Consider the following 11,687-nt stretch of genomic DNA (forward strand, 5'->3'; position numbering starts at 1 on the left):
GCATCCCGAGCGTCGGGCCACTCCTTCGAGGGAACGCGGCCGGAACGGTGCGCGTGCGGAAGGCCGGCTCGTTACGGTGCCCGAGTGGGACGAGCCGGGGCGGGCGCTTCCCTCCGGGGCCACTGCCGTCGGGGGACGAGACCTCGAAGTGCTGTCCTTCATGGACTGGTTGTACGCGAGGCGCTGAGGCGCGTACGTACGTAGGACAGGCGGGTGGCGATGACGCAGGACGGGGCGGTCACGGGCGCGGGGGCGGTGACCTCGTCGGGGATGCAGCCGGAGAGCAAGTCGGAGAACGGGGTTGCGGTCGCGTTCGGGAGGCAGTTGAAACTGCTGCGGGTGCGGGCGGGCCTGGACCGGGTGGAGTTCGGGAAACGGCTGGGGTACGCGGCTCAGTCGGTGGCCTCGTTCGAGCAGGGGCGACGCATCCCGCAGCCGGAGTTCGTCGACAAGGCGGACCGGGTGCTGGACGCCGGGGGACTGCTGGTGGCGTTGAAGGAGGAGCTGGCGCGGTCGCAGTACCCGGCGTTCTTCCGGGACATGGCAGGGCTGGAAACCGGTGCCATAGCGCTGTCTGTGTACGGCGTCTTCGCGATCCCCGGTCTGTTGCAGACGACCGAGTACGCGCGTGCTGTCTTCCAGATGCGGCGCCCCTTGCTCGACGACGACGCGATTGAGCGGGGGCTGTCGGGTCGGTTGGCGAGGCAAGCCATCTATGACCGGAACCCAGCTCCGTTGCTGAGCTTCATCATTGATGAGGAGGTGCTCCGGCGACCTATCGGCGGACAGGCAGTGCTGTTTAGTCAGCTGGAACAGCTACTGCTCATCGGCAAAAAGCGTAACGTTGAAGTTCAGGTGATGCCGACTGACAGGGAGGATCACGGGGCACTGGGCGGGCCGTTCACACTCATTGACACGGTGCAGGGGCAGCGTATTGCCTACACCGAAGCGCAAGGTGACAGCAGTCTGTACACAGGTCAAGCGAAGGTCCGTCAGCTCGAAGCCCGCTATGGCATCATCCGATCGCAGGCGCTCACTCCTCGTGAGTCTTCGGAGTTCGTTGAGAAACTTCTGGGAGAGAAATGACCGTTCGACGCACTGACCCGACTGCGCCAGAGTTGGAGTGGTTCAAGAGCAGTTACAGCACCGGCGACGGCGGCGAGTGCGTCGAGGTCGCCTGGCGCAAGAGCAGCTACAGCAGTGGCAACGGCGGCGAGTGCGTGGAGTTCGCAGCCGCAGCCACGCACGTACACGTCCGGGACTCGAAGCAGGTCGGCGGCCCCGTGCTGACGGTCGGGCCCGCCGCATGGGCCGGGTTCGTCGGGCTCGTCGCCGACTGAGCAGCGCATCGGGAGGGTCCGCACAGCGCCGAACCGGCGCTGCGGCGGACCCTCCCTCCTTGTCCGTACAGCGTCCACCCGTCCACGTTCCCCTCGTGGCCGATCACCCGCCACGCGGTCCGTCGAGCGCTGCCGTCCCGGGTGAAGTGGACGCTCTTGCCACGGCTGAAGTGCTGGCGCCTGTACCGGCGGGGCGTCCCGATGTGGTCCGCCATGTTGTCGGCGAAGGCCCCGCTCCAGACCTTGCCGAAGTCGGCCTCGGCGTTGACGACGCCCGTCGCCCGGACCTCGCGTTTCCCCTCGGTCTCGTCGGGCAGTCCCCTGACCTGGGAGGGTTCCACCTCCCGCTCGTCGGGCCGCAGCGACCGGGCGACCCGACTTCAGCGGCGGCGTGAAGAACGACGGCGGCTCGTCGCCCGAGGTGGTGCTCCACCCGGGCACGGAAGCGGATCGGCGCCTCCGGGGCCACTGACCGCCCTTTCCCCCGGTCCGCGATGCCCGATCACGACGACCAGGAGCCCGCACGATGCGTTCCGACGGCCCGCAGCAGCCCGGAACGGTGCCGGTCCCACCCGGAACGGCCCCGGTCCCGCCAGCGCTCCCTCCCTCGGTGCGTACCGGACTCAGCCCACCCCGCCCCCCTGCCGTACGGCCCTACCCGCGAGAGTCCGCGCCCCGCCCGCGAAGCCGTCGCGGGGCGCGAAGGGGCTCACCCACGGAGTCGCCGGTTTCGTCGCCCCGTCCCTCGGAGCCTTGATCCGCCTCTCGGCCGGCCGGGCCACGGCCACGGCACGGCCGGGCCCGCACCGAAGGTGACCGTCACCAGGGTCACCAGGCCGGTCGCCAAGGGGTGGAGGTGTCCGGGCCCGGAGTGACCGGGGCCGCCACGGTCAGGGCCCCACCGCCCGAGCCCCCCGAGCCGGAGACGCCCCTCACCGGCGAGGGAGACGGCGTACCCCGTGGGGGAGGGCGTGAGGGCAGGCACCTGCGAGACCGCAGGGCCCGAAGGCAGCTTCGGGTGCCAGTGGGGGCGGGCGAGCACCGCAGGCGGCGAGTTCAGCGCGATGCTCACCGATGCCGATGCCGATGCCGATGCCGATGCCGACCCAGACCCCGACGGAAGCGGCCGGGCCGCCGTCGACAAGGGCGAGGTGCTCACATCCACCCGCTGGCAGGAGCGGAAGCAGGTCGGCCGAGCAGCACCGGGACGCTGAGGGAAGCGCGGCGGAGAGCGGCTCGGTCCACCAGCCGCGCCGCTCACCAGCAGGAACGCGCTCGGCCGACAGGCCTGGACGCTCCATGGCCCCGCGGCCGCACGGGCTCTGTGAGCCGTCCCATAGAAGTCACCCGCATGGACCGTTGACGGACGTGGCAGAATGACCGTGTACCAGCAGCAGCGCACTCCGGGGTCGGTGTAATTCCGAACCGGCGGTTATAGTCCGCGACCCGTCCGCATCCAGCGGCCGGTTGACCAGGTGAGATTCCTGGACCGACGGTGAAAGTCCGGATGGGAGGCAGTGCGCGGCGGGCCGTCACAGGTACGCCGCCGTAGGCGGATGCGTTCCGGGATTCCCGGGACGAGCACATCCGCGTCTTCGGTTTCCGGCGTTCCCTGTTGCGTTCCGCTTCATCTGTCGTCATCGACAGGCCCCGGAGTCCGTGCCCGAAGAGGCAGGAGGACCCGGTGGCTACCGCAGCCGAAAGAACCGCCATGCGGCGGGCGATCACGCTCGCAGCCCGCGGACTCGGCGCCACCAGCCCGAATCCGGTCGTCGGATGCGTCGTCCTCGACGCCTCCGGGGAACAGGCCGGCGAAGGCTTCCACCAGCGCGCCGGAGGGCCGCACGCCGAGATCCACGCCCTGCGCGAGGCCGGCGAGCGGGCCCGTGGCGGCACCGCCCTCGTCACCCTCGAACCCTGTAACCACACCGGCCGCACCGGCCCCTGCGCCCAGGCACTCGTCGAGGCCGGCGTCCGCCGCGTCGTCTACGCGGTGGCCGACCCGAACCCGCAGGCCACAGGCGGCGCGGACACCCTGCGCGGCGCCGGCGTCGAGGTGGAACAGGGCCTGCTCGCCGACGAGGCGGAGGCCGGGAACACCGCCTGGCTCACCTCCGTCCGCCTGGGCCGTCCGTACGTCCTCTGGAAGTACGCGGCGACCCTCGACGGCCGGATCGCCGCCGCCGACGCCACCAGCCGCTGGATCACCTCCCCGGAGGCCCGCGCCGACGTGCACCGCCTGCGGGCCGAGGCCGACGCCGTGGTCGTGGGTTCCGGGACCGCCCGCGCCGACGACCCCCAGCTCGGCGTACGCGGCATCGAGGGCGCCACCCAGCCGCTCCGGGTCGTCGTCGACACCGGCGCCACCGCCGTCCGGCCCGGCGCCCGGGTCCTCGACGGGTCCGCGCCCACCCTGGTCGCGGTCGCCGACGACGCCGAGGCCGGCCACCTGCCCGCCGAAGCCGTACTGCGCCTGCCGCGCGCCGCCACCGGGCCCGGCCTGGACATCGGCGCGCTGCTCGCCGCCCTGCACGGCAGGGGCGTGCGCTCCGTACTCCTCGAAGGCGGGCCCGTCCTGGCCGGCTCCTTCGTCGCCGCGGGAGCGGTCGACACCGTCGTCGGCTACCTCGCCCCGGTCCTCCTCGGCGCGGGCCCGGCGGCCCTCGCCGACGCCGGAATCTCCACCATCTCCCAGGCGTTGCGCCTCGACGTGACCGAGACCGTCCGCATCGGCCCCGATCTGCGCATCACCGCCGTCCCCGTCCCTGCTCGGAAGGGAAACTGAGTGTTCACCGGAATTGTCGAAGAACTGGGTGAGGTCACCGCCGTCGAGAAGCTCGACGACGCCTCCCGCTTCCGACTGCGCGGCCCCGTCGTCACCGAGGGCGCCCGGCACGGCGACTCCATCGCCGTCAACGGTGTCTGCCTCACCGTCGTGGACCTCGGGGAGGGCGAGTTCACCGCCGACGTCATGGCCGAGACCCTGGACCGCTCCAGCCTCGGCGCGCTCACGCCCGGCTCCCGGGTCAACCTGGAGCGCCCCATGGCGCTCGGCGGCCGCCTCGGCGGGCACCTCGTCCAGGGACACGTGGACGGCACCGGCCACATCGTGGCGCGCGAGGTCTCCGAGAACTGGGAGGTCGTCACCGTCTCCCTGCCCGCCGGCCTGGCCCGCTACGTCGTGGAGAAGGGCTCGATCACCGTCGACGGCGTCAGCCTGACCGTCGTCGAGGCGGGCCCCGCCCACTTCACGATCAGCCTCATCCCCACCACCCTCGCGCTGACCACGCTCGGCCTCAAGCAGCCCGGCGACCCGGTCAACCTCGAGGTGGACGTCCTCGCGAAGTACGTCGAGCGGCTGCTCGCGCACGGCGCCGCGCCCGAATCCGGGGAGCCGGTCGCATGAACGCCCTGGACTGGCTGAACTCGGAGGCGTTCAGCGCCTTCGGCCAGCACATCATCTGGTCGGACATGCTCGGCAACACGATCGGCCTGTTCGCCCTGGCCCTGGGCTGGCTCCGCTCGGTCTGGACCTGGCCCGCCCAGCTCCTGTCCGGCGTCGTCCTGGTCGCCGCCAACGTCTCCGTCCAGCAGGCCGGCAGCGTCGGCAAGCAGCTGATCGTCATCGCCGTCGCCGTCTGGGGATGGCAGCAGTGGACCCGCGGCAGGCAGCAGGCGCAGGACGGTTCCATCGCCGTGCGCTTCGCCACCTGGCGCGAGCGCGGATACCTGGTGGGCGGCGCGGCGCTCGGCACACTCGCGGTCGGCGGCCTGTTCACGGCCTTCCCGTCGCTCTCCTGGAGCCCGTGGGCGGACGCCTACATCTTCGCCGGCACCCTCGTCGCGATGATCGCCCAGGCCCGCGGCATGGTCGAGTTCTGGTTCGCCTGGCTGCTCGTCGACCTCGTCGGCGTACCGCTCAACTTCCACAGCGGACTCGCCTTCTCCGGTCTCATCTACGTCGTCTACGGCGCCCTCGTCCTGTGGGGCATGCGCGACTGGTGGCTGCGTACGCGGACACCCCCTCTGGAAGGAGTCACGGCATGACTGCCCAGCCCACCTGGCTGCACGACCGCAGCACCGAGGACCTCTCGCTCGACCCCGTCGAACAGGCGATCCGCGACATCGCCGCCGGACGGCCCGTCGTGGTCGTCGACGACGAGGACCGGGAGAACGAGGGTGACCTCGTCGTCGCCGCCGAGAAGGCGACCCCCGAGATCATCGCCTTCATGATGAGCGAGTGCCGCGGGCTGATCTGCGCTCCCATGGAGGACGAGGAGCTCGACCGCCTCGAACTCCCGCAGATGGTCGCGCACAACACCGAATCGATGAGGACGGCCTTCACCGTCTCCGTGGACGCCTCCGCCGAGCACGGGGTGACCACCGGGATCTCCGCGGCCGACCGCGCCACCACGCTCCGGATGCTGGCCGGCGGGCGGGCGGGCCCCGGCGACTTCGTACGCCCCGGACACGTCTTCCCGCTCCGCGCCCGCACCGGCGGCGTCCTCGTCCGCAACGGCCACACCGAGGCCGCCGTGGACCTGGCCCGGCTCGCCGGGCTGCGCCCCGCGGGCGCCATCGTCGAGATCGCCGGCGAGGACGGGGTGATGCTGCGGCTGCCCGAGCTCGTGCCGTTCGCCCGCAAGCACGGGCTCACGATCATCTCCATCGAGGACCTGATCGCCTACCGCCGCAGCGCCGAGCCGACCGTCCGCCGTGAGGCCGAGGTCCGGCTGCCCACCTCCTTCGGCGGGTTCACCGCGTACGGCTACCGCTCCACCGTCGACGGCGTCGAGCACGTCGCCCTCGTCCACGGTGACATCGGCGACGGCCGGGACGTCCTCGTCCGGGTGCACTCCGAATGCCTGACCGGCGACATCTTCCAGTCCCAGCGGTGCGACTGCGGACCCCAGCTGCACGCCTCCATGGAACGCGTCACGGCCGAGGGGCGCGGGGTCGTCGTCTACCTGCGCGGCCACGAGGGCCGGGGCATCGGACTGCTGTCCAAGCTGCGCGCGTACGAACTCCAGGAGCGCGGCTCCGACACCCTCGACGCCAACCTGGAACTCGGGCTGCCCGCCGACGCCCGGGACTACGCGGCGGGCGCCCAGATCCTCAGCGACCTCGGAGTGCGGTCCCTGCGCCTGATGACCAACAACCCGGAGAAGACCGCCGCACTCGTGCGGTACGGCCTGGAGATCAGCGGGCGCGAGCCCATGCCCGTCCAGGCCGGCGAACACAACCTGCGGTACCTGCGCACCAAGCGGGACCGGATGGGGCACGACCTGCCCTGGCTCGACGCCGCCGCGTCGTCCTGCGGCAACCAGTAAGCACCCGACGAACACACACAGGAGAGACATGAGCGGCAAGGGCGCACCCGAACTGTCCGTACGCAACTGCGGAGACCTGCGGGTGGCGGTGATCGCGGCCCAGTGGCACGAGAAGGTCATGGACGGGCTCGTCGACGGGGCCCTGCGCGCCCTCCACGACCTCGGGATCGACGAGCCTACGCTGCTCCGGGTCCCCGGCAGCTTCGAGCTCCCGGTCGTGGCCAAGGTGCTCGCCGGCCGGGGCTACGACGCCATCGTCGCCCTCGGAGTGATCATCCGCGGTGGCACCCCGCACTTCGAGTACGTGTCCCAGGGCGTCACCAACGGCCTGACCCAGGTCACGGTGGACACCGGCGTACCCGTCGGCTTCGGCGTCCTCACCTGTGACAACGAGGAACAGGCCCTGGACCGGGCGGGCCTGGAGGGCTCCCACGAGGACAAGGGCCACGAAGCGGTCACCGCGGCCGTGGCCACCGCCGCCACCCTGCGCACCGTCAGCGAACCCTGGCGCTGAGCGACCCTCCGGGACCCCGTATTCTAAGGACCATCATGGCCAACAAAACCTTCGAAGAGCTCTTCGCCGAACTGCAGCTCAAGGCCGCCGACGGCGACCCCTCCACCTCCCGCACCGCCGAGCTGGTGGGCAAGGGCGTGCATGCCATCGGCAAGAAGGTCGTCGAGGAGGCCGCCGAGGTCTGGATGGCCGCCGAACACGAGGGCAAGGAAGCCGCCGCCGAGGAGATCTCGCAGCTGCTCTACCACGTCCAGGTGATGATGATCGCCCGCGGGATCTCCCTCGACGACGTCTACGCCCACCTCTGAGCACACCCCCGCACGTCCCGGAACTCCCTCCGCACAAAGGAAACCTGACCTCATGCTGCGCATCGCCGTCCCCAACAAGGGTGCAATCTCCGGGCCTGCGATGGCGATGCTCCATGAGGCGGGCTACCAGCAGCGCAAGGAGTCGAAGGAACTCGTCCTCGTCGACCCCACCAACGAGGTCGAGTTCTTCTACCTGAGGCCGCGCGACATCGCGATCTACGTGAGCTCGGGCCGCCTCGACATCGGCATCACCGGCCGCGACCTGCTGCTGGACTCCGGTGCCGAGGCCGAGGAGATCCTCCAGCTCGGCTTCGCGCGTTCGACCTTCCGCTACGCCACCAAGCCCGGCACGGCCAGCGGCCCCGAGGACTTCGACGGCATGACGATCGCCACGTCCTACGAGGGCATCGTCGCGGCGCACCTCGCCGGAGCGGGCGTCGACGCCTCCGTCGTCCACCTCGACGGCGCCGTGGAGACGGCCATCGAGCTCGGGGTCGCGCAGATCATCGCCGACGTCGTCGAGACCGGCACCAGCCTCCGCAACGCCGGACTCGAGGTCATCGGCGAGCCGATCATGTCCTCCGAAGCCGTCGTGATCCGCCGCAAGGGCGCCGACGCCGACGACCCCAAGGTGCAGCAGTTCCTGCGCCGGCTGCAAGGCGTCCTGGTGGCCCGCAGCTACGTGATGATGGACTACGACTGCCGGGTCGAGCACCTGGAGCGCGCCGTCGCCCTCACCCCGGGCCTGGAGTCGCCGACGATCTCCCCGCTGCACCACGAGGGCTGGGTCGCCGTCCGCTCCATGGTCGCGGCCAAGGAGGCCCAGCGGATCATGGACGACCTGTACGAGCTGGGCGCGCGCGCCATCCTCACGACGGCCATCCACGCCTGCCGCCTCTGACGGCCGGACCACCGCACACCTAAGGACGACAGCGCCGCCATGTCCGCCCCCGCGCCCAGGTCTCCCGAACTCCCCGCCCTGCCGGTCACCTTCAGGCCCACCCTCACCCGGGTGGTCCTGCTGGCCGTGGGGGCGGCGATGTTCGTCGTCATCACCGCGGTCGCGCTGATCCTGGAGAACCTCGGCCCGGGGGAGCGGACCAGCTTCGTCTTCGTCGCCCTGCTCTTCTTCGGCGTGCTCGCCCTGCTCAGCCGGCCGCGCATCACCGCCGACGCGGAGGGGGTGACGGTCGTCAACATCACCCGGACCCGCCGACTGGCCTGGGCGGAGATCCTCAGCGTCAACCTGCGCGCCGGCGACCCCTGGGTCTTCCTCGACCTCAGCGACGGCACCAGCATGCCCGCACTCGGCATCCAGCCGGGAATCGCCAGGAAACGGGCCATCGCCGACGCCCGCGCACTCCGGGCCCTCGCCGAATTCCACGGCAGCGGAGTGAACAACGCCACGGAGAACGGCTGAGCCCCCTGCCCCGTTCGGCCCGATCCCGATTATTCTGGGACCGGTGGCGCACCCGGTGCGCCCCGCCCCGCACCAGAAGGCCTCCGAGGCCCGCGGGGCACATTCCTGCGACCCAAGGAGTGACTCCCTCCAGCAATGGACGGATCGTCCGGTAGTACCTGCGCCGCCCTCTCCCCGGAGGCGGCGGCATGACCACCCCCCTCTTGCTGCTTCTCGCGGCATTCCTCCTCATCCTCGCCAACGGGTTCTTCGTGGCAGCCGAATTCGGGCTCGTCACGGTGGACCGGCCGGACGCAGAACGCGCCGCCGCCGAAGGCGACCGCCGGGCCCGTACCGTCGTCGCCGCCCTGCGCGAACTCTCCTTCCAGCTCTCCGGCACCCAGCTCGGCATCACCGTCACCTCGCTGGTCGTCGGCATGCTCGCCGAACCCGCGCTGGCCCAGCTCCTCGCCGGACCGCTCACCGCCACCGGACTGCCCTCGGGGGCCGTGCCCGGAGTGAGCGTCGTGATCGGCATGCTCTTCGCCTCCGCCGTCCAGATGGTGATCGGCGAGCTCGTGCCGAAGAACTGGGCCGTCTCCCGGCCGCTCCAGGTCGCCCGGTTCGTCGCCGGGCCCCAGCACCGCTTCTCCACCCTCCTGCGGCCGGTGATCACCGCCCTGAACACCGTCGCCAACCGGCTGGTGCGGCTGCTGGGCGTCGAACCCACCGAGGAGCTGGCCTCGGCCAGGACCCCCGGCGAGCTCGTCTCCCTGGCCCGGCACTCCGCCGAGGCCGGCACCCTGGAGCAGGACACCGCCGACCTCTTCGTGCGGACCCTGTCGCTGGCCGGTCTCACCGCGCAGCACGTCATGACGCCCCGGGTGAAGGTCAGCGCGCTCCAGGCGTCGGCGACCTCGGCCGACGTCCTCAACCTCACCCGGGCCACGGGCCTGTCCCGCTTCCCCGTCTACCGCGACCGGATCGACGAGGTCGTCGGCATGGTCCACCTCAAGGACGCCCTGGCCGTGCCCTCCCAGGACCGGCTGCGCACCCCGGTGAGCCGGATCGCCGTCGCACCGCTCCTGGTGCCGGAAACCCTGCCCGTCGAACAACTGCTCCAGCGGCTGCGCAGCGAGCAGCCGATCGCCGTCGTGGTCGACGAGTACGGCGGCACCGCCGGTGTCGTCACCCTGGAGGACATCATCGAGGAACTGGTCGGCGAGGTGAGGGACGAGCACGACGCCGAGGGCGCCGACCGCCCCGAGCTGACGCCCGTCGTCGCCGACGACGGACGGGCCGGCTGGGACGTGGACGGCAGCACCCGGGTGCTGACCCTGCGGAGGATAGGCCTCGACGTACCCGAAGGGCCGTACGAGACCGTGGCGGGACTGGTCGCCGACCTGCTGGGACGCATCCCCGCACCGGGTGACCGGGCCGAGCTGCCCGACTGGCGGATCTCCGTCCGCCAGGTCGGCCACTACCGGGCCGAGCAGGTCCGCTTCGTCCGCCTGACCGGCATACCCGCACCCCCCGCGGAACGGCCGGAGCGGCCCGAGCGGCCCGAGCACGCCGAACGGCTCACCCAGGACCTGCTGGAGGCCGTGCGATGAGCCTCCTCCAGCTGATCCTCGCCGGTCTCCTCGTGCTGGCGAACGGCTTCTTCGTCGGCGCCGAGTTCGCGCTCGTCTCCGTACGGCGCAGCCAGGTCGAACCCCTCGCGGCGAGCGGGTCGAACCGGGCCAGACAGGTCCTGTACGGCCTGGAGAACCTGCCGCAGATGATGGCCGCCGCACAGTTCGGCATCACCGTCTGCTCCCTCACGCTCGGCGCGGTCGCCGAGCCGACCGTCGCCCACCTGCTGGAACCGGTCTTCCACGCGGTGCACGTGCCCGAAGGACTCGTGCACCCGCTGGGCTTCGCGGTCGCCCTCGTCTCCGTGGTCTTCCTCCACCTCGTCATCGGCGAGATGGTCCCGAAGAACCTGGCGATGGCCGCCCCGGAGCGGACCGCGCTGTGGCTCAGCCCCGGCCTGGTCGGCTTCGCCCGGCTGTGCAGGCCCGTCACCTCCGCCCTCGGCGCCTGTGCCAGGCTCGTGCTGCGGCTCTTCGGCGTCGAGCCGAAGGACGAGGTCGAGGCCGTCTTCACCAGCGAGCAGCTCAACCGCCTGGTGGAGGACGCGGGCGTGGCCGGCCTGCTGGAACCCGAGGCGCGTGAGCGCCTCGGGGACGCCCTGGAGCTGGGCAGCAGGCCCGTCACCGATGTGCTGCTCGACCGGGCGTCCCTGGTCACGGTGGACCCGTCCGTCACCCCGCGCCGCATCGAGGAGCTGACCGTGCGGACCGGCTACTCACGTTTCCCCGTCTGCGCGGAGGGCGGCGGATTCATGGGCTACCTGCACGTCAAGGACGTCCTGGAGCTGGAGGACGGCGAGCGGGCCGTCCCCCAGCAGATCTGGCGCCCGATGGCGACCGTACGGGCCGAACTCCCCCTGGACGACGCCCTGACGGTCATGCGCCGCGCCGCCACCCACCTCGCCCAGGTCGCCGACGCGTCCGGGAAGGTGCTCGGCCTGGTCGCCATGGAGGACGTCCTGGAGATGCTCGTCGGCGAGGTCCGCGACCCGGCCCACCGCGTCTCGGTGCCCCGCCGCACGGTGGACGTGCCGAAGGCCATGGCCCCGCTGGGCTGACCCCCGCCGCCGGGCGGTGCCGCGGGGCGGCGCCCCGGGGCGGAGACCCGCGCCCGGGGGCGAGTGGGCGCCGAGCATGAGGGGGAGCCCGCACACAACCACCC

General features: G+C 71.6%; 13 protein-coding genes and 1 riboswitch. All 13 genes read left to right on the forward strand.

What is annotated here, in order from left to right; all coding sequences use genetic code 11:
• Positions 1 to 219 precede the first annotated feature (219 nt).
• The 13 genes from ACFVS9_RS25580 (at position 220) to ACFVS9_RS25640 (ending at position 11,583) form a co-directional block, all read left to right on the forward strand.
• Positions 220 to 1,086, forward strand: a complete 867-nt coding sequence (locus ACFVS9_RS25580; RefSeq protein WP_389935884.1) for a helix-turn-helix domain-containing protein — start codon at positions 220 to 222, stop codon at positions 1,084 to 1,086.
• 32 nt (positions 1,087 to 1,118) lie between these two features.
• Positions 1,119 to 1,340 carry a DUF397 domain-containing protein gene (locus ACFVS9_RS25585; protein WP_389935792.1) on the forward strand — a complete coding sequence of 74 codons (222 nt, stop codon included), beginning with the start codon at positions 1,119 to 1,121 and terminating at the stop codon, positions 1,338 to 1,340.
• 971 nt (positions 1,341 to 2,311) lie between these two features.
• Positions 2,312 to 2,554 carry a hypothetical protein gene (locus tag ACFVS9_RS25590; RefSeq protein ID WP_389935795.1) on the forward strand — a complete coding sequence of 81 codons (243 nt, stop codon included), beginning with the start codon at positions 2,312 to 2,314 and terminating at the stop codon, positions 2,552 to 2,554.
• Between the two features lie 180 nt (positions 2,555 to 2,734).
• Positions 2,735 to 2,865: riboswitch (FMN riboswitch) on the forward strand.
• A gap of 159 nt (positions 2,866 to 3,024) precedes the next feature.
• A complete protein-coding gene (gene ribD, locus ACFVS9_RS25595; RefSeq protein ID WP_383117610.1) occupies positions 3,025 to 4,125 on the forward strand; it encodes a bifunctional diaminohydroxyphosphoribosylaminopyrimidine deaminase/5-amino-6-(5-phosphoribosylamino)uracil reductase RibD in 1,101 nt (366 codons plus the stop codon).
• Complete coding sequence (locus ACFVS9_RS25600) at positions 4,126 to 4,746, forward strand: riboflavin synthase (protein ID WP_383117609.1); 621 nt, start codon at positions 4,126 to 4,128, stop codon at positions 4,744 to 4,746.
• Positions 4,743 to 5,387 (forward strand): nicotinamide riboside transporter PnuC, encoded by a 645-nt coding sequence (locus ACFVS9_RS25605; protein WP_383117608.1) that lies wholly within the window; start codon positions 4,743 to 4,745, stop codon positions 5,385 to 5,387. The genes ACFVS9_RS25600 and ACFVS9_RS25605 overlap by 4 nt, the downstream gene beginning before the upstream one ends.
• A complete protein-coding gene (locus ACFVS9_RS25610) occupies positions 5,384 to 6,670 on the forward strand; it encodes a bifunctional 3,4-dihydroxy-2-butanone-4-phosphate synthase/GTP cyclohydrolase II (protein ID WP_383117607.1) in 1,287 nt (428 codons plus the stop codon). The genes ACFVS9_RS25605 and ACFVS9_RS25610 overlap by 4 nt, the downstream gene beginning before the upstream one ends.
• A 28-nt stretch (positions 6,671 to 6,698) precedes the next feature.
• Entirely contained in the window at positions 6,699 to 7,184 is a 486-nt protein-coding gene (gene ribH, locus ACFVS9_RS25615) for a 6,7-dimethyl-8-ribityllumazine synthase (protein ID WP_014157414.1), read from the forward strand.
• Between the two features lie 35 nt (positions 7,185 to 7,219).
• Positions 7,220 to 7,492 (forward strand): phosphoribosyl-ATP diphosphatase, encoded by a 273-nt coding sequence (locus ACFVS9_RS25620; protein WP_383117606.1) that lies wholly within the window; start codon positions 7,220 to 7,222, stop codon positions 7,490 to 7,492.
• Positions 7,493 to 7,544: 52 nt separating this feature from the next.
• Positions 7,545 to 8,393 (forward strand): ATP phosphoribosyltransferase, encoded by an 849-nt coding sequence (gene hisG, locus ACFVS9_RS25625; RefSeq protein WP_383117605.1) that lies wholly within the window; start codon positions 7,545 to 7,547, stop codon positions 8,391 to 8,393.
• 39 nt (positions 8,394 to 8,432) lie between these two features.
• Entirely contained in the window at positions 8,433 to 8,912 is a 480-nt protein-coding gene (locus tag ACFVS9_RS25630) for a PH domain-containing protein (RefSeq protein WP_383117604.1), read from the forward strand.
• A gap of 188 nt (positions 8,913 to 9,100) precedes the next feature.
• On the forward strand, positions 9,101 to 10,504 hold the full coding sequence (locus ACFVS9_RS25635) for a hemolysin family protein (RefSeq protein ID WP_383117603.1): 1,404 nt from the start codon (positions 9,101 to 9,103) through the stop codon (positions 10,502 to 10,504).
• Positions 10,501 to 11,583, forward strand: coding sequence for a hemolysin family protein (locus ACFVS9_RS25640; protein WP_389935803.1), 1,083 nt, complete (start codon positions 10,501 to 10,503; stop codon positions 11,581 to 11,583). Before ACFVS9_RS25635 ends, ACFVS9_RS25640 begins: the two co-directional genes overlap by 4 nt.
• Positions 11,584 to 11,687: the final 104 nt, after the last annotated feature.

Source organism: Streptomyces sp. NPDC058008 (genome assembly GCF_042886395.1).
Classification (GTDB): domain Bacteria; phylum Actinomycetota; class Actinomycetes; order Streptomycetales; family Streptomycetaceae; genus Streptomyces.